The 21,297-nt window shown below is 71.5% G+C and carries 16 protein-coding genes; 10 read left to right on the forward strand and 6 right to left on the reverse strand.

Translation table 11 applies throughout. The features are described 5' to 3' along the window. Positions 1-3: 3 nt before the first annotated feature. Positions 4-1,785 carry a DUF4407 domain-containing protein gene (locus FHS44_RS11920; RefSeq protein WP_184714027.1) on the reverse strand — a complete coding sequence of 594 codons (1,782 nt, stop codon included), beginning with the start codon at positions 1,783-1,785 and terminating at the stop codon, positions 4-6. 670 nt (positions 1,786-2,455) lie between these two features. Here FHS44_RS11920 and FHS44_RS11925 point away from each other — a divergent pair. Next, positions 2,456-3,127 carry a helix-turn-helix domain-containing protein gene (locus tag FHS44_RS11925; RefSeq protein ID WP_184714028.1) on the forward strand — a complete coding sequence of 224 codons (672 nt, stop codon included), beginning with the start codon at positions 2,456-2,458 and terminating at the stop codon, positions 3,125-3,127. Positions 3,128-3,129: 2 nt separating this feature from the next. Then, positions 3,130-4,125, forward strand: a complete 996-nt coding sequence (locus tag FHS44_RS11930) for a zinc-dependent alcohol dehydrogenase family protein (protein ID WP_184715255.1) — start codon at positions 3,130-3,132, stop codon at positions 4,123-4,125. Between the two features lie 135 nt (positions 4,126-4,260). Here FHS44_RS11930 and FHS44_RS11935 read toward each other — a convergent pair whose 3' ends face one another. Beyond that, complete coding sequence (locus FHS44_RS11935; RefSeq protein ID WP_312863623.1) at positions 4,261-6,639, reverse strand: M4 family metallopeptidase; 2,379 nt, start codon at positions 6,637-6,639, stop codon at positions 4,261-4,263. Positions 6,640-7,069: 430 nt separating this feature from the next. Between FHS44_RS11935 and FHS44_RS11940 the strand changes: the two genes are divergently transcribed. After that, the gene (locus FHS44_RS11940) at positions 7,070-7,849 is read left to right on the forward strand and encodes an IclR family transcriptional regulator (RefSeq protein ID WP_184714029.1); all 780 of its coding nucleotides are present in this window, start codon (positions 7,070-7,072) and stop codon (positions 7,847-7,849) included. Here FHS44_RS11940 and FHS44_RS11945 read toward each other — a convergent pair. Both FHS44_RS11945 and leuA read right to left on the reverse strand, forming a co-directional pair. Further along, a complete protein-coding gene (locus FHS44_RS11945; RefSeq protein WP_184714030.1) occupies positions 7,846-9,561 on the reverse strand; it encodes an ATP-binding protein in 1,716 nt (571 codons plus the stop codon). The genes FHS44_RS11940 and FHS44_RS11945 overlap by 4 nt on opposite strands. 164 nt (positions 9,562-9,725) lie before the next feature. After that, on the reverse strand, positions 9,726-11,465 hold the full coding sequence (leuA, locus tag FHS44_RS11950) for a 2-isopropylmalate synthase (RefSeq protein ID WP_246435402.1): 1,740 nt from the start codon (positions 11,463-11,465) through the stop codon (positions 9,726-9,728). 172 nt (positions 11,466-11,637) lie between these two features. Here leuA and FHS44_RS11955 point away from each other — a divergent pair, with 172 nt between their 5' ends. From FHS44_RS11955 to FHS44_RS11985, 7 genes are all read left to right on the forward strand, one after another. After that, positions 11,638-12,333 carry a FadR/GntR family transcriptional regulator gene (locus FHS44_RS11955; RefSeq protein WP_184714031.1) on the forward strand — a complete coding sequence of 232 codons (696 nt, stop codon included), beginning with the start codon at positions 11,638-11,640 and terminating at the stop codon, positions 12,331-12,333. Continuing rightward, the gene (locus FHS44_RS11960; RefSeq protein WP_184715261.1) at positions 12,330-13,097 is read left to right on the forward strand and encodes a GNAT family N-acetyltransferase; all 768 of its coding nucleotides are present in this window, start codon (positions 12,330-12,332) and stop codon (positions 13,095-13,097) included. The genes FHS44_RS11955 and FHS44_RS11960 overlap by 4 nt, the downstream gene beginning before the upstream one ends. 155 nt (positions 13,098-13,252) lie before the next feature. Then, a complete protein-coding gene (locus FHS44_RS11965; RefSeq protein ID WP_184714032.1) occupies positions 13,253-14,383 on the forward strand; it encodes a right-handed parallel beta-helix repeat-containing protein in 1,131 nt (376 codons plus the stop codon). Positions 14,384-14,907: 524 nt separating this feature from the next. Then, positions 14,908-16,299, forward strand: coding sequence for an APC family permease (locus tag FHS44_RS11970; RefSeq protein WP_184714033.1), 1,392 nt, complete (start codon positions 14,908-14,910; stop codon positions 16,297-16,299). Positions 16,300-16,335: 36 nt separating this feature from the next. Then, positions 16,336-17,505 carry a kynureninase gene (gene kynU, locus FHS44_RS11975; protein ID WP_184714034.1) on the forward strand — a complete coding sequence of 390 codons (1,170 nt, stop codon included), beginning with the start codon at positions 16,336-16,338 and terminating at the stop codon, positions 17,503-17,505. 24 nt (positions 17,506-17,529) lie between these two features. Continuing rightward, positions 17,530-18,945, forward strand: a complete 1,416-nt coding sequence (locus FHS44_RS11980; protein ID WP_184714035.1) for a PucR family transcriptional regulator — start codon at positions 17,530-17,532, stop codon at positions 18,943-18,945. Between the two features lie 167 nt (positions 18,946-19,112). Beyond that, complete coding sequence (locus tag FHS44_RS11985; protein WP_184714036.1) at positions 19,113-19,517, forward strand: DUF4265 domain-containing protein; 405 nt, start codon at positions 19,113-19,115, stop codon at positions 19,515-19,517. A gap of 33 nt (positions 19,518-19,550) precedes the next feature. Here FHS44_RS11985 and FHS44_RS11990 read toward each other — a convergent pair whose 3' ends face one another. Further along, positions 19,551-20,759, reverse strand: coding sequence for an MFS transporter (locus FHS44_RS11990; protein WP_184714037.1), 1,209 nt, complete (start codon positions 20,757-20,759; stop codon positions 19,551-19,553). Further along, the gene (locus FHS44_RS11995) at positions 20,756-21,280 is read right to left on the reverse strand and encodes a nucleoside deaminase (RefSeq protein WP_184714038.1); all 525 of its coding nucleotides are present in this window, start codon (positions 21,278-21,280) and stop codon (positions 20,756-20,758) included. The genes FHS44_RS11990 and FHS44_RS11995 overlap by 4 nt, the downstream gene beginning before the upstream one ends. Positions 21,281-21,297: the final 17 nt, after the last annotated feature.

Consider the following 21,297-nt stretch of genomic DNA (forward strand, 5'->3'; position numbering starts at 1 on the left):
TCCTCAGGGAGATGGATTGCGATCGATACGGGTCCCCCGGACGCTCCGGCCCGGACCGCGGATGTCCTCGCGGCCCCGGTCGTAGCTGTCCCGTGTGTTCAGCCGGTCGAGGTCGTACCTCATGTCGATCTTGGCGATGTGCGACTCGCGCAGGCGCTGCGTCTCGTAGGCCTGGCTGTAGGCCAGCTCGCGCAGCCGCCGTTCGTAGACGGTCGGGCCACCGAAGAGCTTGACGCTGAGCGGCAGCAGGTCGAGCAGCAGGATCGTGATCCGCAGCACCCACGGCAGGGCGACGACGACGGCGCTGCCACTGTTGTCGATGAAGTCGTGCAGGGCCTGCTCCTGGGCGACCCAGCCGACGTTCCTGCGCACGTCGGCGAGCTTTTCTGCCCTGGCCGCGCTCTCCTGGCCCTCGAAGACCTTGAACTCCCTGCTGACCGACTCACGGGCCAGGTCACACCTGCCCTGGGCCGTGACGTACTCCCGCTGGGCCTTGTTGTAGTCGGCCTCAAGCTTGGTGGCGATCGGGCCGAACCCGACGGTGCCGCTGAGCCCCTGGCCCTGCCTGCCCAGCGACTCGTCCTGCTTCTTCTTCAGCGCGGCGTTGCGCACCCGCTCCTTGGCCTTGGCGGTCGCGCACAGCTCGACCCGGTCGTACTTGGCGTCGAGCTGCTTGCGCCTGTCCGCGTCGGCCGTCTTGAACGTGGCCTCAAGCTGGGTGGCGCGGGCGTTCTGGTTGAAGGCCAGCTGGTCGCGGACCTCCGAGTGGAAGATCAGCAGCGTCACGGCCTCGGCGATGACGAAGGAGACACCGAGGGCGAGGATCCCGCGCATCGCGTAGGTCAGCCAGCCGGGCTTCCTGACCTTGACGACCGGGTCGAGCAGGCCGGTCGAGTCGGTGCCCGACAGCACGGTGCCGTAGCTCGGCTCGGCGACGATCGACCGGTCGACCCAGAAGATGAGGATGCCCCAGATGGCCGCGAACGGCAGGATCGCCGGGGAGAAGCCGCCGCTGATGACCGAGGCGAAGACCGCGAACATCGTGGCGGCGACGGCGGAGACCAGGCAGACGAAGACGCCGATCGTCGAGTAGCGGTACAGCTCGCTGCGGTTCGGGATGAGGGCGGGGTCCGCGCCCGCGCACCACAGGAAGGGGCGAGACAGGCGCGGGACCCGGTAGGCGGTGATGCCGGTGAAGTCGGTGTCGAGCCGGGGCGGGGCGTGCACCGGCGCCGGGCGCGGCGGCGCGGGAGACGGCGGCGGCGTCCCCCCGCGCCGACGCCATCTCGGGAGCACCCAGGAGAACGCCTCCGACAGGCGTTCGTAGGCGCCCCGGGAGCGCGCGTCGTTCTCGTCGTCGTGGTCATCGTGGTCGTCGTAGGCGGGGGGCTGGGGTTCGCGCTCACGGCGGCCTGGCTGGTCGCGGACCGTCGAGAACACGTCCGTCGGGTCGTTGGCGGTCCACTCGCTGTAGTAGGAGCCGGGACTCGCCGACGCCGTACCGCCCGGCTCGTCAACCGTGGGAGACCCCGCGGAAGGCACGGTCGGCGGCGGCGTCGCGGGGGGCCGGTTGTCCGTGAAGCTCCGGTAGGAGCGTGTCCCGTTGGGGCCGCCGGGCAGGTCCGAGCCGTTCCCGTTCGGGTGCCCGTTGGTGTGTTCGTCGGTGTGTTCGTCGTCCTGGGAAGCTTGGGAGCTCTGGGAGCCCTGGCCGTTGCGTGAGGGCGGCGACCAGGTGAAGTCGCCTCCCGGCGCGGCGTAGTCGCGGAACCGGTTGTCTTCCGTCATCGGCTCAGCAGCACCTCGGGTCCGTCATCGGATTCAGCGTCTCGGGTACGGCGGGCTCGGTGTCACCGCGCGTCTCGTCCAGGCTCGTGCTTTCCGGCATCCAGTCCCCCGACCCTCTCCACCGGACCCCGTTCCCTCGTATACCCTCGTCCCGCCTGGGAGCCCCCGCCCTCATGCCGGAACAATGCAATATGCCCGCCGATCCAATGCATATATATGAGGGTTTGTCGTACGGCCCACATTTACCCCAAACGAGGGATCCCCGCGAAGAGTTCCGGGACACGATCCAGAAACCTTTTCGCCAAAAGCCGCAAACCATCACTTCCACGGACTCTACCCGCCGGTGGTCCGGGACGCGCGCAGGCGTCCCACGAGGCCGTCCACCCCCACGGCGTACCCGCGTGACCGTCTCCCACGCCCCTCCGCCCGCCGTACGCCCCATGTCCTATCTGTCATTCAAAAAGACATAATTTCCGAAAGGGGCCTTACAGGATACCCGGCCCTCGTGTCGTGGGCGTGGGCTCGACGGCCTTTCCCTAATTGACAACAGCCCCTCTCCTTTACAATGTAGATTCTGTGAAACGCCCCGTGGCCTCGGTCATCCCGGTTAGGGATGGCAGCCGGGGGGAGGCAGGCAGAGAGACACCCTCACCTGCCATTGGAGACTGTGATGACCGAACGTGCGGCGGCACCCGGCGACCTGGGCCGACGGGTGACCGGCAGACGCGAGGAGCTCGGCATGACCCGCGAGCGGCTGGCCACCCTCGCCGGGATCGACACCGGATACCTCGGATACCTGGAGGAGACGCCCGCCTCCCCGACCACGGAGACCGTCAGGCGGCTGGCCGCCGCCCTGGACACGGCCCCGGAGGAGCTTCTCGGCGGCTCCGTCGATCTGCCGCCCGGCCGTGGCGCGCCCGCGCCCCACCCGCGCCTCGAACCGCTGGGGACCGAGGAGTGCCTGCGGCTCATCTCCCCCGGCGGCGTCGGCAGGGTGGCCTTCGCGGAGGCCGGGGGCCCGGCGATCCTGCCGGTCAACTACGTGCTGCGCGAGGGCGCGGTGATCTTCCGTACCTCCCTGGGCGGCACCCTGGACGAGAACCTCCGCACCGGGGTCGAGGGCGTCGACTTCAAGATCGCGTTCGAGGTCGACCGGATCGACGACGTCAACCGCGAGGGCTGGAGCGTGCTCGCGCGTGGCGGCGCCCACCGCGTCAGCGGCGAGGAACGGGAGGCGGCGGCCAGGTCCGGGGTCACCCCGTGGGCGGGCGGCGACCGCGACCTGTACATCAAGATCGTCCCGGTGGAGATCACGGGACGGCGGATCAGGAGCGCCCCGTGACGATGGACGCCTGGGTCGTCGCCCGCCCCGGGCCGATGGCCTCGCACCCGCTTGAGCGGGTCAGGCTGCCCGTCCCCGAACCCGGTCCCGGCGAGGTGCTGGTCGAGGTGGAGGCGTGCGCCGTCTGCCGTACGGACCTGCACCTGGCGGAGGGCGACCTGCCGCCGAGGAAGCCGAGGACCGTGCCCGGTCACGAGGTCGTCGGCCGGGTGGCCGGGCACGGCCCCGGGACCTCGCTGCCCCTCGGCACCCGGGTCGGGGTGGCCTGGCTCCGCTCGACCTGCGGTCGCTGCCGGTACTGCCTCGGGGGCGCGGAGAACCTCTGCCCGCTGTCCACCTACACCGGCTGGGACGCCGACGGCGGCTACGCCGGATATCTCACGGCCCCCGAGGACTACGTCCACCCGCTGCCGCAGGGGCCGTCCGCGGAGAAGCTCGCCCCGCTGCTGTGCGCGGGAATCATCGGATACCGGGCCCTGCTCCGCAGTGACCTGCCGCCCGGTGGCAGGCTCGGCGTCTACGGCTTCGGCGCCTCGGCGCACCTGACCGCGCAACTGGCCGTCGCCCAGGGCGCGACCGTGCACGTCATGACCCGCTCGGCGCGGGCGCGCGAGCTGGCGCTGCGCCTGGGGGCCACCTCCGCGACCGGGGCGGCCGAGCCCCCGCCCGAGCCGCTGGACGCGGCGATCCTGTTCGCGCCCGTCGGGGAGCTGGTGCCGGTCGCGCTTGAGGCCCTCGACCGGGGCGGCACCCTCGCCGTCGCGGGCATCCACCTCAGTGACATCCCGGCGCTGAACTACCGGCGCCACCTGTTCCAGGAGCGGACGCTGCGCAGCGTCACCGCCAACACCCGCGCCGACGCCCGGGCCTATCTGGAGCTCGCCGCCGAGCATCCGCCCGAGGTGACGACCGTCGCCTATCCCTTCGAGGCGGCTGACGTGGCGCTCGCCGACCTGACCGCCGACCGCGTCGAGGGCGCCGCCGTCCTGCTGCCCTGACCCGCACGCGCGGGGCCGGGCCGTACAGAAACGAAAAACCGGCCGTGCGGCCGGTCTGTGAAAAAGGTACGGCGGGCGGCCATGCCCGCCCGCCGTACCCGGTCTTCAGTTGTCGTGCCGCTGATCAGTCAGTGATCAGATCCGCTGCCACAGCGCCGGGACGTTGGGCGGGTCCCAGCCGGGCAGGGAGGTGTGGCTCTGGAGGCAGCGGTAGCTGACACCGTTGTAGGTGACGACGTCACCGGCGGTGTACTGCTTCCACTCCTGCCAGGTGGTGCCACCCTGGCCGCCGCCGACGGTCAGCGTGAAGCTGGTGCCGTGGGTGGCGGAGGCACCGGTACCCGTGAGGGTGATGGTGTAGGTGCCCGCGGGGGTGCTGGCGGAGGTCGCGATGTTGACCGTGGACGACTGACCGGCGGTGACGCTGGACGGGCTGAAGCTGACGGTGGTCCCGGAGGGGGCACCGCTGGCGCTCAGCGCGACGTTCTGCGCGCTACCGGAGGTGACCGCGGTGGCCAGGGTGGCGCTCGTCGACCCACCGGCGGAGACCGTCGCGGAGGACGGGTTCACCGAGACGGAGAAGTCGTTCTGGCCGGGCTGACCGGTGACGGACAGGGAGAAGGTGGTGGAGCGGGTGACGCTGCCCGCACCGTTGATGGTGATGGTGTAGTTGCCCGACGGGGTGCTCGCCGAGGTGGCGATGTTGACCGTGGACGACTGACCGGCGGTGACGCTGGACGGGCTGAAGCTCACGGTGGTCCCGGAGGGAGCACCGGTCGCGCTCAGCGCGACGTTCTGGGCGCTACCGGCGGTGACCGCGGTGTTGACGGTCGCCGAGGTGGACGCACCGGCCTGGACGCTCGCCGAAGACGGGTTCACCGCGATCGAGAAGTCGTCCTGGTTCTGGATGGTGCAGGTGGGCTCGTTGGAGACGGCCGGAACGCTGACGGCGGTCCAGGCGGCCTTGACCGCGTTGAACTCGGTGCAGCTGTTCGGGTAGAGCTGCTTGGCGGCGGTCAGCGTCTGGGAGCGGGCCTGGGCGTGGGTGCGGTTGCCCGCGCCACGCAGCTGCAGCGAGGCCAGGTAGATCTTGCCGGCCTTCTGGATGCCGATGCCGGTCAGGCTGGACGGGCCGGCGCAGACCGGGCTGGCCGGCTTGCCGCCACCGGGGTTGGTGCCCTCGGCGACCAGGTAGAACCAGTGGTTCTGCGGGCCGGCCGCGGCGTGGACCTCGGTGCTGGGAATCCGCGAGCTGTAGCAGTCCGGGTCACCGTTGGTGCTCGGCTTGTACATGTAGCGGATCGGGCCGCTGCCAACCAGGTTGACCTCTTCACCGACGGTGTAGTCCGGCGGGTCGTTCGGGTTGTTGGCGTAGCTCTCCAGCAGCGCGCCGAAGATGTCACCGGTGGACTCGTTGAGGCCGCCGTCCTCGTTGCTGCTGCCGCCGCCACCGGCACCGGCGAACTGGTAGATGGCGTGGCCGTACTCGTGGCCCACGACGTCCATCGGGGTCGCCTGCTGGGTGTTGGCCTGGTTGTGGCCGAAGTTGGTGTAGGAGCCGTTCCAGAAGGCGTTGACCTGGTTCAGGCCGACACGCGCCGGGTAGCCGGTACCACGGCCGTTGAAGCCGTTGTAGCCGAACCAGTCCTTGAGCATGTCCCATTCCTTCTGCGCGGCCCAGTAGGCGTCCACGCAGGCGGTCTCAAGGTTGGTTCCCTGGCCGTTGCCCCAGGAGTCGGTGCTCTTGGTGTAGGCCGAACCGTTCTGGCCACCACAGGCCAGGCCGCTGCGGGTGTTGTCCCGCATCGTGTACCCGGAGGTGGTGGTGATGGTGACCTGGCCGTTGTAGAAACCGTTGCCGGTTCCCATCCTGACCGCGTCCCACTTGCTGATGATCGAGCCGGTGACGGCGTCGACGTAGGTGTGCAGAACGCTCGGCGCGGTCTTGGAGCTGCCGGTGACGACGACTTCCCACGCCAGGCGCGGCGCGCCCGTCTCGGCCAGGGCATGCACGACCAGCTTGGGCGTGCTGACGCTCTCGACCTTGGCCAGCTGGGCGCGGGCCGTGTTGGCGGCCTTGCTCGCCGAGACCCTGGCCTTGGTGTCCACGTTCAGCTCGGTCTTCTGGGCCGTCTCCAGGGAGGCGACCTTCAGACCCGCGGCGTCGGTGGAGACGATGACCTCGCCGCCGTAGACCGGCAGGCCCTTGTAGGTGCGGTCGTAGGTGAGGAACTGCACGTCGCCGACCGAGGTCGCCTTCTCCAGGGCGAAGGAGTCGTCCTCGCTCTTGGCGATGGTCTTCTCCTGGGCGGCGATGGCCTTCCCAGCGAGGGCGATGGCGCGCTTCTGCCCCTCGGGCGTCGGCTTGCTGAAGCCGACCGCGTCCGTGGTTATAGTACGGACCCCGGTATTCGCCGGTGCCGCGGTGGCGCTCGTGGCGCTCACGATCGACGTAGTGGTCATGGCTGCGGCCGCCAGCATGGCCACCGCGCCCAGTTTGACCTTGGGATTCACGCGGGGTGACTCCTCTCGGTGTCCCTTGGGGGGTTAGAGGGATGCAAGGAGCCCTGACAGTTGGGCTGGACCAAAGCTGACACCGAGGGGGCACAACCGAGTACCCCACGAATTTCCATAACTTCGCGATATAGAACGACAGGTCGCTGAAACGTGGCTGATGGGGTTGGACGCCCTCTGAGATTCCGGTCGTCACCCGCGGGCCATCCCATTACGCCATACCTTCTTGAGCGTCATGCCGTGCCGTACGCCCTCACACGCCTCTCCCTGGGGGAACACGACGGAGGGGGTGCCTGCGCACCCACGTTTCACCACTAAAGTAGCAGGAAATACAATTTATCCCACTTCATGGGATCAAATCACGTCAAACCGGTCAATAAGGCCAGTTCCTAACCCGGCGACATGCTGAGATTTCCTATATTGTGGGAATATGGAGAAGAGCGGCAGCCCGTCCGGTACGCAGGCCGTACAGCGGGCCATGAGCGTGCTGGCCTGCTTCAGGGACGGAGGGCCCACGCTGAGCGCCTCCGACCTCGCCCGCAGGACGAGACTGTCCACCTCGACCGCGCACCGGCTGGCCCGCGCGCTGGTGTCCACCGGCTTCCTGGAGCAGGACGCGCGGACCGCGAGATACCGGCTCGGCCCCTCGATGACGGAGCTGGGCCAGCTCTCCTTCCACCAGCGCGGCCTGCACCGGGTAGCCCCCGAGCTCGGCCAGCTCGCCCGCGCCACCTCGGCGACCGTCGACCTGGCGATCCGCAACGGCCCGCACGCCGTGATCCTGATCGGCGGCTCGGTCGATCCGGAGAGCGGGACGGGCCTGCGCAGACCGCTGCACTCGACCGCGCTCGGGAAGGTCCTGCTCGCCTGGGCCCCGCCCGGTGAGGACGACGTCGCCGCGCTCGGCCCGCTGCGGCCGCAGACGGAACGCACGATCGTCGATCCCGAGGACCTGCGCGCGGAGATAGAACGGGTGCGCAAGGCGGGATACGCCCTCAACGACGGCGAGTCCTCCCACGGGGTCAGGACCCTCGCGGTCCCGGTCCTGGACCGGGCGGAGCAGGTCAGGTACGCGCTGGCCGTGCGTTCGACGCCCGAGGTCATCACCGACACGCGGATCGGCTGGTTCGCCATGCACGCGCGGGCCTGCGCCAGAGCGCTGGAGGTGCTCCTGCTCTCGCCGGAGGAACGCAGGATCACCGACTTCTAACCCTTCCCCGGGACGGGGCCGGGAGCGCCCTCGCCGACGAGCGTGACCTCGCCCGCCGCCTCCCCCGCGGTGATCCGCAGGGCCGCGTCGGCCTCCCGCCCGCCCGCGGGGGTGAAACGCACCGATATCAGGCACGTCTGCCCGGGGAGCAGCGGACGCCCGGCGCACGTGTCCGCGACGACGGCGAACCGGGGGTCGGAGGAAGCCGCGGTGACGACCGTTCTACAGGTGCCGGTGACCCGCAGCCCCTTCACGGTCCCGCTCCCCCGCCGAGGGAAGGCGAGCCTGCCGGGCGCGACGGTCACACACCCGAAGGTCCTCGGGCGCTCCTCGACCAGCCGGACGAGAGAGGGCACGACGTGGACGGCGCCCGCGACCGCCACCGCGGTTCCCAGCACCACCAGGCCCGTCCTGACCGCGGTCACCCTCGTCAGGGTTCCTCTGGGGGCTCCCGGTGCCGGGTCCTCCGTCATGGCGCCCTGGCCGTCCCCGGCGAGCGCGCGCACCTTCCTCTCACGGGTGAAGTACGTGACGGCCTCCCCGTCGCCCGCCCGCTCCGCCGCGGCGAGCCCGGCGTCGAGCAGGGCACGCCAGGCTCCCCAGCGCAGCGACCCGGCCAGTCCCGGCGACGCGGCGCGGGCGAGCCGCACGGCAAGGCCGGGGTCGTCATCCGTCATGGCCGTGACCAGACCGGTGACCAGCGCGGCGTGCGCGGCCAGTTCCTCGGCGCCGGTGTCCGAGGCCCACCCGGCCGTCCGTACGGCGAGTTCCGCCACGCCCTCCTCACAGGGCGCCGGGCTCCCGGTGCCGGGTGCGAGGCGGTAGTAGACGCCTCCCGGGGAGGCCTCCTCGGTGAGCAGCCCGAGCCGTGCCAGCCGTACCGCCGTCCGGGCCGCGTCCGCGACGCCGGTGATCCGGGCGAGCACGTCCCCCGCGACCAGCGCGGACGGCAGGGCCGCGAAGGGGGCGAGCGCCGCGCGCTCCCCCGGCCCGAGCTCGCCGTACGGCACGCGGGCGGCGGCGCGGATGAGTTCGAGGGGGTTTCCTCCCGTCGTCTCCCACAGCGCGGTCGCGGCGGGGACCTCCTCCTGGCGCAGCGGCCTGCCCAGAGTCCTGGACACCAGGGCCAGAGCCGCGGGTTCGCCGAGGCCGCCCAGCTCGAACGTCCTGTCGGGCGCGCACCGCCTGACCCGGGAGGTGAAGACCAGGGCGATGCCGGGCCCGGTCCGCAGGAAGGCGTGCAGCCCGCCCGGCGGGAACTCCAGGTCGTCGATCATCAGCACCGCGGCGATCCCGCCGAGCAGAGCGCGGAGGCGGGCCCGGCCCGGGGCGTACCCGGCCTCGTCGTACCACGCGGTGAACAGGTCCTGGAGCACGTCGTCCAGCTCCCTGCCCGCCCCGTGCACGTGGACCACGGGCCTGCGCCCGGCGACGTCGTGGGCGAGGCGGCGCAGCAGGACGCTCTTGCCGATCCCCTCCGGCCCGTGGATCTGCACGGGCTCGCCGGGACGGATCATCGCCGCGAGCGCGGCCCGTTCCGCCTCGCGGCCGAGCGGCTCCTCCCCCTGAGGGGGAAGCGTGGGCGGGACGAGCCGCCGCACGGGCACCGGGGACTCACCCCCGGGAAGAACGGTCGAGCCCCGCGCGGTGACGACGACGCGGTGGTCCCCGACGACGAGCCGGGCCTCGGGAGGTGACGCGGGATGTGACATGGATCCTCGCCTCTCGTCGGGCCCCCGAGATCAGCGAACAGCCGTCCGGCGCGCGGGCCCCGGCCCGTACGCGCCACCATGGCAGACGTTACCCAACCATTCGTCCCGGTCACAGGGAGTTGGCCCGATCGGGCCAACTCCTCCGTTTCTCCGTGGAGTACGGCTCACCGCCCGGCGGGCTCCAGCGGGGCGGTGGCCAGCACGGCGTTGACCGCGGAGAGCACGGCCAGCACGGACGCGGTGAGCACCGAGGCGTCGAGCCCGACCCCCCAGCGCGTCACCCCGCCGACCCGGCACTCGGCGTAGGCGGCGGCGTGACTGTCACGCCCCTGTCCCAGCGCGTGCTCGGCGAAGTCGAGGACGTCCACCTCCATCCCCGCCTCCGCCAGCGCCCTCGTGAAGGCCGACAGCGGTCCCTGGCCCGTCCCCGTGTGCTCGCTCCGCCGCCCGCCGACGTGGAACTCCCCGGTGAAGCTGTGCGTGCCCGGCTCGGGCTCGTCCACCCGCCAGGCGCCCAGGGTCACCGGGCCGCGCCGGTCGAGGTACTCGGCCCCGAAGAGCTTCCACAGTTCCTCGGCGCCGATCTCCCCGCCGTCGTGCTCGGCCGCGCGCTGCACCGCCCCGGAGAACTCGATCCGCAGGCGGCGCGGCAGGTCGAGGCCGTGGGCCGTCTGGAGCACGTAGGCGACGCCGCCCTTGCCCGACTGGCTGTTGACCCGGATGACCGCCTCGTAGTCGCGGCCCACGTCCGCGGGGTCGATCGGCAGGTACGGCACGTCCCAGGGCGCGCGCTCCACGGGGACGCCCAGTTCGGCGGCCCGCCGGACGTGGTGGGCCATGCCCTTGCCGATGGCGTCCTGGTGGGTGCCGGAGAAGGCCGTGTAGACGAGGTCGCCGCCGTAGGGGTGGCGCTCGTGGACCCGGATGCGGTTGCAGTGCTCGACCGTACGGCGGACACCGTCGATGTCGGACAGGTCGATCATCGGGTCGATCCCCTGGGCGTGGAGGTTGAGCGCCAGGGTGACCAGGTCCACGTTGCCGGTGCGCTCGCCGTTGCCGAACAGGCATCCCTCGACGCGCTGCGCCCCGGCGAGCAAGGCCAGCTCCGCGCACGCGACGCCGGTGCCCCGGTCGTTGTGGGGGTGGACCGACAGGATGACGCCGTCCCGGCGCTCCAGGTTGCGGTCCATGTACTCGATCTGGTCGGCGTAGACGTTGGGGGTCGCGATCTCGACGGTCGCCGGGAGGTTGTGGATCACCGGCCGGTCGGGGCAGGCGTCCCACAGCTCCGACACGGCGTTGCAGACCTCAAGGGCGTAGTCGGGCTCGGTGAGGTTGAAGACCTCCGGGGAGAACTCGAAGCGGACCGCCCCGTCCGGCATCGTGTCCGCGCCCCTGGCGACGTCCCGGCCCGCGGCCAGGATCAGTTCGCGCAGCTCGTCGCGTTCCCTGCCGAGGACGACCCGGCGCCAGGTCGGCGCGGTCGCGGTGTACATGTGCACGACCACCCGGCGCAGGCCCGCTACGGACTCGTAGGTCCGCCTGATCAGGTCGGCGCGGGCTGCCGTGAAGACGACGACGGTGACGTCGTCGGGCACCAGGTCCTCCTCGACCAGGTGGCGGACGAAGTCGAAGTCGGTCTGGCTCGCCGAGGGGTAGCCGACCTCGATCTCCTTGAACCCCATGGAGAGGAAGAGGTCGAACATGCGGCGCTTGCGGGCGGGGTCCATCGGCTCGGCGAGGGCCTGGTTGCCGTCGCGCAGGTCCACCGGCACCCACAGCGGGGCGTGTTCGATCCGGCGCCGGGGCCAGGTGCGCTCGGTGAGCGGCAGATCGACGCGCTCGTGCGCGGGGCGGTAGCGGAAGGAGGGCATCGCGCTCGGGCGTTGCGGGTTCCAGATCATGGGCTGTCTGTCCTTTGGGGCCGTCGTGGTGACCGGCGGCACAGCGGCACTCCGCGACGGGGTGCCGGTCAGGTCAGGCCCCGCCGCGGCGGCCGAGAAGAAGACCACGCGGTGTCATGCCGGGTAGACTAACCCCGAAACAACTCCTCAGACAACCTGAGAGGTTTGACAGGTGACGTTGAACCCGCTGACCCGCAGCCCGCTGGCCGACCAGGCCGCACGGACGCTGCGTGAGCAGGTCGCCTCGGGGCACTGGCCGGTCGGCACCAGGCTCCCCGGCGAGAACGAGCTGGCCAGACAGCTCGGCGTCGGCCGTTCGACCGTGCGCGAGGCCATCCGCGCGCTGGCCGGGGCCGGGATGCTCCAGACCAGGCAGGGGTCGGGGGTGTTCGTCGTCGCCACCCGGCCGGTCGAGGACCTGCGCACCACGCTGCGCCGCGCCTCGGCCGTCCACCTCTTCGAGGTCCGCGCGCTCCTTGAGGTCGAGGCGGCGGGGCTGGCGGCGCTGCGCAGGGACGACGAGGACCTCGCCGCCCTCGACCGCGCGCTGGCCGCCCGGCACGCCGCGGCCCACGGCGACGACGAGGAGTTCGTCGCCGCCGACGTCGCGCTGCACACCGCGGTCGTGGCCGCCGCGCACAACCCGGTGCTGACCGAGCTGTTCTCCGCCTTCGAGCCCGCGCTGCGCGACGGCCTGCTCGACCTGGTCAGGCTGCTCCCCCTGCGCCACGACCGCCCCGACCCCGGTGCCGACAGCCACACCGCCCTGGTCGACGCCGTACGGCGAGGCGACGCGGAGCGGGCGAGCGGCATCATGCGCGAGGAGGTCAAGCACAACCTGACCCTGCTGAGAGGCGCGGAGAACTGAACGACGTTCGAGCACTCCAGGAGAGAGCGGCCCGCGCCCTGCCCGTGGAGCACGTGACGCCCCTCGGGGAGTGGTCGCTGCGGCACACGCGCGGCCCCTCCTGGTGGGCGGGATCGGTGCTGGCCCACGGTGATCCCGGCCCCGGTGGCCTGGTCCGTGGGATCGCCGAGGCTGAGGCGTTCTACGCCGGTCACCGCGCCAGGGCGCGCTTCCAGATCAGTCCGGCGTGCCCCGAAGGTCTCGACCCCCTGTTGGCCGGGCGCGGTTACCTCCGGGTCAGCCCGGTCTCGCTGCGGACCGCGCCGGTCGCGCGGGTGCTTGAGCGCCTCGGGGAGACTCCTCTCCGGGTACGGCTGGACGGACGGCCGACGGCGGAGTGGTTCAGGGCCTGGCAGGCCGTGAACGGCAGGGGCGGCTCCCGCGCCGAGTGGGACATGCTCGCCCGGCTGGACCCGCCGTGCGCCTACGCCCTGGTGACGGTCGGCGGGAGGGTCGTCGCGGTCGGCAGGGCGGTCGCCGACACCGGCTGGACGGGGGTGTTCGGAATGGCCACCCTCCCCGGAGCCCGGGGAAGAGGTACGGCCCGTGGGGTGCTCGCCGCGCTGGCCCGCTGGGCCGGGGAGCGCGGGACGGCCCACATGTATCTCCAGGTCGAGTCGGGCAACGTTCCCGCCCTCCGGCTGTACGAAAGGGCGGGCTTCGGGGAGGTGTGCGCTTACCACTACCGTGTCGCGACGGGCGGGACAGTAGCGGAAAAGCCTTAACGGCGGCATCTGTGGCACAGGTTTTCTGGCTTCTCGAATCAACGCGGATCATGCAGTCTTTGGCCTTGGTGCCTCCTTCGGCCTTTGGCGAGGGAATTCGCACCGGCCCGGCCAAAACACCGTGGCAATCCGCCCCAAAAAGAGAAGAGACCGCCGTGAAACATGGAAAAGAACCGGGAAAACAACGCCTCGCGAAAACGGCCGCCGCTTTCGCCCTCTCCCTGGCGGCCGCGCTGGCGATTCCCTTACCCGCCTCGGCGACCGACGACGAGGTCGGCTGCGGTGCCGTACTGACCTCGAACGTGACGTTGACCCAGGACCTGAGCTGCGCCGGTGACGGGTTGACGATCGGCGCGGACAACGTGACCGTCGATCTCGCGGGCCACACCGTCAGCGGTGACGGCACCGGCAGGGGCGTCGCCGTCGGCGACAGGAAAGGCGTCGCCGTACGCGACGGCGTGATCAGCGGGTTCGGACTGGGGGCGGAGACCGTCGGAGGCGGGGTCACCTTCTCCCGGGTGAGGTTCGTCGGCAACGCGCTGAGCGCGGACCACGCCGCCTCCCTGACCCTCGTCGGCCCCCGTTCGGCCTGCCTGGCCGAGGGGATCGACGTGACCGGCTCCTCCGTCCTGACGATCGACAGGTGCACCGTGCACGGCCGACTGTACGGATCGGGCGGGCACGGCTGGACGGTCAGGGGCAGCGTGCTGAGCAACGGTCATCTGGAACTCGCCGAGAGCGGTTCCAACGTCTTCGGCGGCAATCTCTTCGACGGCTTTCCGGTGAACCTGACCGAGGGGAGCAACGACAACCTCTACACCGACAACGTCTTCACCAACGCCCAGGTCGGCTTCCGCGCCGAGCACTCGACCGGCGCCCCGAACAGGGTCGAGGGCAACGTCTTCAAGGACAACCGCTACGGCATGACCTTCTGGGTCAGCTTCTCCAACGTGTCGGTGAAGGGCAACAGGTTCGAGGGCAACCGGATCGCCGGAATCCTCATCGACCCCATCCGCTTCACCGGGGTCACCCCCTACCCGGTCAGCGGGAACACCTTCGTGCACAACGGCCTGGCGGCGGGCGGCGCCGTCGACAGGGACGGCGACCTCATCCGGGACGGCGTCCACGTCTCTGGCACCGAGCGGGCGCCGGTCGAGCTGGCGCGCAACGGCGGCACCGGCAACGGCGGGTTCGTCATCTGGGGACCGGCCGGACAGGTGATCGACGGCGGGGGCAACCACGGCCCGTGCGGCCCCGTGGCCAACCCCGGCCTGAACTGCTCCTGACCGGTTCTCAGACCCGTTTCCAGGAGTTGCGCATCCACCGCACCTGGTCGTCCGTACGGTCGAGGAACGTCTGGAGGAATCCGCAGGAAACACAGGCGTAGAGATCCACCTTCTCGGTGTGCAGCATCCCGAACAAAGCGGTAGGAGTCTCCATGCGGGTTGACGCGGTGTAGATTTCCCCGCCTCCGCAGACCGCACAGGCGCCGTTTCTCATGTCCACCATTGCCGCATGATAATCCGCGCGTGTGAGAGAGAGGGCGCGTTCTCCCACTTCGAAAGGGAGCGCGACCATAACCTTTGGGTATTCGATGGGGAAGTGCCTTCCGTGAAACGGCCTCCGTGGAATTCCACGGAGGCCGCCACACGGGGACCCGGCCATGTGCGTGGCGGCCGCCGTACAGGAAGCCGGTTGTGCGGGCCGGACAAGTGGGGGCGCGCAGATGGTGGGGCCCGCACGATGACCCGTGGGCGGGGCGTGGCGGAGCATCTCAGCAACCCCCACGCAAGAAGAACGAGGAGGCGCAGTGTCGCCACCGGACAACCAGAGCAACCTGAAGCGGACGATCACCCTTCCCCAGGCCCTCGGCATCGCCTTCCACCAGATCGTCGGCGGCGGCGTGATCGCCCTCACCGGGGTCGCGATCGGCAAGACCGGGGGCGGCACGCCGGTCGCCTTCCTCATCGCGGCCGGGATCGTGCTGCTCAGCGGGTTCTCCTTCGCCGTGCTCGGCGCCGCGGCGCCGGTGACGGGCGGCACCTACGCCTACGTGACGCGGCTGGTCCATCCGATCGCCGGGTTCGCCAACATGTGGCTGTTCACGCTGTCGGTGATCTCGCTGAGCGTCTACGCGCTGAGCGCGGGCACCTACCTGCACGCGATGAACCCCTCCATCCCGGCGCAGGCGGTCTCGGTGGGCATGGTGACGTTCTTCTTCGTCTGCAACCTGTTCGGCGCCTCGCTGTCGGCCAGGGTTGGCGTCGCGCTGGCCGTCGTCATGGTCGCCGCCTACGTGAGCTACGGCGTGATCAGCATGCCGCAGGTGGACTGGGCGGTCTTCTCCGACCTGACGCCGAACGGCCTCAACGAGCTGGTCGCGGCCTCCTCGATCCTGGTGTTCGCCACCGGCGGCGGCCACGTCATCGCCGAACTCGGCGGGGAGATGCGCAACCCCGGGCGGAACATCCCCATCGCGTTCTTCGGCGCGACCCTCGCCGCGACCGCCCTCTACGTGCTGATGGCCATCCCCTCGACCGGGGTCCTGCCGCTCGACCAGGTCGCGTTCAAACCGCTCTCCGTGGTGGCCGAGCACACGCTGTCGAGAGGGATGTTCGTCTTCTTCATCCTCGGCGGCGCCGTGGCGGCGGTCATCGGCACGATCAACGGTCAGTTGCTGTGGGGCAGCAAGAGTTTCCTGGCCGCGATCGACGACGGCTGGTTCCCCAGGGCGCTGGGCAGGGTGAGCCGCCGCTTCGGCACCCCGCACTGGCTGCTGACGATCCTGTTCGTCGTGGGCGTCACCCCCGCGGTGACCGGCCTCTCCGTCAGTGAGATCGCCCACGTGGCGTCCTCGGTCTTCGGCCTGACGACCATGCTGGTGATCGTCGCCTCCTACCGGATGCGTCAGCTCCATCCCGAGCTGCTGGCGGCCTCGCCGTTCAGGCTGGGCGCCCGCACCCACCTGGTGATCACCGTGGCCGCGATGGCGCTCAACGCCTACCAGAACGTCCTGCTGCTGGTCGAGATCGTGCACACCCCCGTCATGGGGATCTCCTACGCCGTCTGGGTCGTCGTCGGCGGCGTGATCGTGGCCACCCGCTGGAGCACGGTCAGGCGGCTGATCGCGGCGGGCGAGGTGCCGAGCGGCAGGCCGATGACCCGCAAGGACGGCCGCGACCTGGTCGAGCAGTCCGGCTGATCCCCTCTCAAAACCTCAAGGAAGGACGGCACCGCCGTGACCATCACCCGCGCCGACGCCGTACGGCTCGACGCCGCCGACCCGCTGGCCGGTCTGCGCGACCGGTTCGACATCCCGGAGGGGGTCGTCTACCTGGACGGCAACTCCCTGGGCGCGCCCCCACGGGCGGTCGCGGGCGCGCTGGCCGCGTTCGCCGACGACTGGCGGCGTGACCTCATCGGCGCCTGGGGCAGCGCGGGCTGGGGCGGCCTCGCGGCCAGGCTGGGCACGCGGGTCGCCCGCCTGGTCGGCGCGGCCGAGGACGAGGTGATCGTCACCGACACCACCTCGGGCAACCTGTTCAAGCTGCTCGTGGCCGCCTGCCGGATGCGTCCTGGACGGTCCAGGGTGCTGATCGAGGCCGCGAACTTCCCCAGCGACCTCTACGTCGCCCAGGGCGTGTGCGAGCTGCTCGGCCTGGAGCTCGGCTATCTCGACGAGGGCGCGCCGCTCGACGAGACGGTGGCCGTGGTGGTCCACAGCCACGTGGACTTCAGGACCGGTGAGATCGCCGACATGGCGGGGCTGACCGCGAGGGCGCACGACGTGGGCGCGCTCATGCTGTGGGACCTGTGCCACTCGGCGGGCGCGATCCCGGTCGATCTGACCGGGGCGGGCGCCGACCTCGCGGTGGGATGCACCTACAAGTACCTCAACGGCGGCCCCGGCTCACCCGCCTACGCCTACGTGGCCGGGCGGCTGCAGGACCGGGTCAGGCAGCCGATCACCGGCTGGGGCGGGCACGCCAGGCGGTTCGCGATGGCACGCGAGTTCGAGCCCGCGCCCGGTACGGCCAGGCTCCAGGTGAGCCAGGCGCCGGTGATCGGCATGGTGGCCCTGGACGCGGCGCTGGACGCCTTCGAGGGCGTCACGGTCGAGGCGCTGCGTGACAAGGCGGCCAGCCTGGGCGAGCTGTTCGTCGCCCTGGCCGCCGAGCGGCTGCCCGCGCTGCGCCTGGTCTCCCCCCGCGACCCGGCGGCCAGGGGCAGCCAGGTCAGCTTCGCCCATCCGGCCGCCGAGCGGATCCTGGCCGAGGCGGCCGAGCGCGGCGTGGTCGGCGACTTCAGGCCGCCGGAGACGATGCGCTTCGGGTTCGCCCCGCTGTACGTGCGGCACGTGGACGTCTACGAGGCGGTCGAGCGGATCGCCGCCGTCGTGCCCGCGTGACCTGGCCCGCATAGTCTGGAGGGCATGCGCGTGATCACGGTGTCGGGCCTGGTGGAGACGCTGGGCCCGGCACTGCTGCGTCCCGTGCTCGACGGCGCGGACCTCGACGTGCGTGACGTGGTGATCGCCGAACCCGGCGTCGCCCCCTCCCCCGGCGACCTGCTGCTCGGGGTCGGGGTCACGGCTCAGGACCAGCAGGAGCTGCTCGACCGTACGGCCGCGCCGGTGGCGGGGGTGGTGTTCAGGGGGCCGCTCGCGGCCTCGCTCACCGCGCCGCCCGGGGTCGCGGTCGCCGAGGTTCCGGCCGGGGTCTCCTGGACCCGGCTGCTGTGGCTGCTGCGCGACCTGGCCGGGCCGGGCGAGGGCCACGGTGACACGCTGGCCTCCCTCGCCGACGACGTGGCCGAGCTGCTCGACGGCCCGGTGACCGTGGAGGACGCGGCCGGGCAGGTGCTCGCCTACTCGGCCAGGCAGGAGCCCTCCGACGCGGGCCGCATCTCCAGCATCGTCGGCAGGCGCATCCCGAGTGACGCGCTGGCCAGGCTGCGCACCAAGGGCGTCTACCGCCGCCTGACCCGTGGGCGGGAGCCGATCTACGTCCCGTCGGGTCCCGACGGCAGGCTGCCGCGCCTGGTCGTCCCGGTCAGGCACGGCACGGAGCTGCTCGGCGCGATCTGGGCCATCGTCCCCGGCCCCGTCCCGCCGTCCAGGATCTCGGCGCTGGGTCCCACGCTCACCGCGGTCGCCCTGCACCTGCTCAGGCTGCGCACCCAGGGCGACGCCGCCCGCAGGCTGCTGGCCGACCGGCTGCGGGCGCTGCTGAGCGGGGACACCTGCGACCTGGTGCCACCGAGCCCGTTCCGGGTGGTTGCGGTACGGCCCGGCGACGGGCTGGGTGAGCTGCTGCGGCGGCACGGCTGGCGCGCGCCGTACCTCACCTCGATCGACGGGGTCTCCTACGTGCTGGTCGCGGAGCAGGGCGACGCGCTGGTGCCGGGGTCGTGGGCGTGGCTGCGGCTGACGGCGGGCGAGACGGGGCTGACCGTCGCGGCGGGGGCCGTGACCGGGGACGCGCCCATGGTCAGCCGTACCCAGGCCCGTGAGCTGCTCGACCTGCTCTCTGACCGACAAATCACGACATATGAGGATGCGTGGCCTCGGCTTGTCGTCAGGAGGGCCGGGGCGGTCCCCACAGACCTGCTGCTAGGCGGTCCCCTTCCGGCCCTCATCGCCCACGACGCCGCGCACGGCACCGCCTACGTGGAGACGCTGCGCGCCTGGCTGTGGGAGCAGGGCAACCCCACGGCGGCCAGCGCCAGGCTGCACGTGCATCCCAACACCTTCCGCTACCGGATGCGCCGCCTGCTGGAGACGGCCCCGTGCGACCTGGCCTCCGCCGAGGTACGGCTGGCGCTGACCCTGCAGCTGGTCACCCTCTGAGAAACGAGGTCGGCCAGCGGCTTCCCGGCACCGGTTGACGGTGTCCGGCTGAAGCTGATCTTCTTCGGCTACCGCAGCATGACCGGTATCAACGGCTCTCGCCTGGAAGGTGCGTCATCACCATCATCACGCACGACAGTCCGATCGGTCGTGACCGCAGCGACTACATGATTCACGCGGATCTCTCCGAACGCGTGGACGGCTGGCGCGAACAACTGTGGACGCGTCGGCTGACCCCGGACAGGTTCGAGATCACGTGTCTGCCGTTCTTCACCTACGGCATCTGCCATCGCGACATCGTGACCATCGACGACCGGCACCTGGTGTCGGCCGTGGTCGAGAAGTCGGCCCACCGCACCTTGCGGGCCGCCCTGGTCCGGGAGCACCCTCACCGTGACCGGTTCCACGAGCTGCTCCATGGCGAAGTGGCGACCTCCGGCCTGGCCCATGAGTGGTTGCGGGGCACCTACCTCTCCGTCGATCTCCCTCCAGGTGCCGACCCGGATCCCCTGGTGAAGGTCCTCACCGGCCTGGAGGAGACAGGCGCGCTCTTCTGGGAGATCGACTCCTGAGATCGCGAACCATCCTGTCAGGAGTTCCAGAGGTCAGAGTCTCGCGGCGAGCCAGCCCGTGGGGGCCATGAGGGCGGCCGCGACGAGGAGGAAGGTCAGTGACGCCGTCCATGTGCCGGTCGCGTCCCGCAGCAGTCCCGCGGCCAGTGGGCCCGCCGCCGCCAGGAGGTAGCCGCAGCTCTGCACCACGCTCGACAGCCGGTCGGCGTGTGAGGGGCCACCGGCCCTCGCCGTGACCATGGCCAGGGCCAGCGGGAACGCCGCGACGCCGAGTCCCAGCAGGAACGCCCACGCGTACGGCGCCACCCCCGGCGCGGCCAGCAGCCCCGCGAACCCCGCGGCGCCCGCGGCCCCGCAGGCCGTGGCATACCACGCCTGGCTGCGGGAGGTCCGCGCCAGGATCGGCACCATCAGGCCCGTGGGCAGGCTGACGAGCTGGACGAGCGACAGCGGCAGCCCGGCGTGGGCGGGGTCGGTCCCCGCCTCGGTGAGGATCCGGGGCAGCCAGGCCAGCGTGACGTAGAAGACGATCGACTGCAGCCCGAAGAAGGCGGCGAGGGCCGCCGCCGTCAGCCGCCCGGCGGGCCGCCCCGTGGCCTGGTCGCCGGTGACCCGCGCCGGTACGGCGTCGCGCGGAGTGGCGCGGGCCAGGAGCACCAGGGGCAGCGTCGCGGCCAGGGCGGGCAGCGCCCACACCGCCAGGGCCGGGCGCCAGCCGTGCGTCAGCCCGTCCAGCGGTTTGGCCAGGGCGGCGGCGAGCATCGCGCCACCGCCGATCGCGGAGGCGTACAGGCCGGTCATCGCCCCCGCCTTCGCGGGGAAGCGCCGTTTGATCACGCCGGGGAGCAGCACGTTGCCGATGGCGATGGCGATCCCGACCAGGACGGTCCCGCAGAGCAGGGCCGTGGTCGCGCCCGCGCCGCGCAGCAGGATGCCCACGGCGAGCAGCGGCATCGTCGCCACCAGGGCCCGCTCGGCGCCGAACCTGCGGCTGAGGGCGGGGGCGAACAGGGCGAAGATTCCGAAGCACACCAGCGGCAGCGTGGTCACCAGGGAGATCGCGCCCGCGCCGAGTCCCAGCTCGGTCCCGGCCTCCCCGGCGAGCGGGGAGAACCCGGCCAGGGCGGGGCGCAGGTTCAGGGACAGCGCGACGACGGCGGTCACCGCGACCGCCGTCGTCACGGCCTGTGCCGAGCCTGTCTCCCCTGCCGCCCTCCGCGCCACCTCGGCACCGCCCGTCATGGTCCCCCTCCCGCCGGTTCGCCCGGATCGTCCGGTGCCACGATGCCAGATCCACCGTGCCTCACCTCCCGGCGCCCCTGGTGGCGCGGTACAGCTCGGCAGCCTCGTCCCTGAGTACCCCGGTGATCCACGGGATCGGCGGGAAGGGAGAGGCCCTCAGGGGGAAGGCACATCCCCTTCCAGCCGAGTTCGGCCAGCAGGGCGGCGTCGCAGGCGGCCACGACCCCCCGCACCCTGGCCCAGATCGCCGCCCCCGCGCACATGACGCAGGGCGCTGCCGTACTGACCAGGATGGTCCTGGTCAGGTCGATCCCGAGCGGGGCGGCGGCGCGGATGGCGTTGACCTCGGCGTGCGCGGTCGGGTCGCCGTCCGCGGCGGTGTTGCGCGCGCGGACCAGGACGTGTCCCTCCTCGGCGTCCATGAGGACGGCGCCGAACGGCCTGGCCGCCCTGCGGGCCTCGTCGATCGCCACGGCCATCGCCTCGTCGAGCCGCGCGGTGACGGCGGGTGTGAACGTCATCGCTCTCCTCACGGTCG

The sequence above is a fragment of the Streptosporangium saharense genome (assembly GCF_014203715.1).
GTDB classification, from domain to species: Bacteria; Actinomycetota; Actinomycetes; order Streptosporangiales; family Streptosporangiaceae; genus Streptosporangium; species Streptosporangium saharense.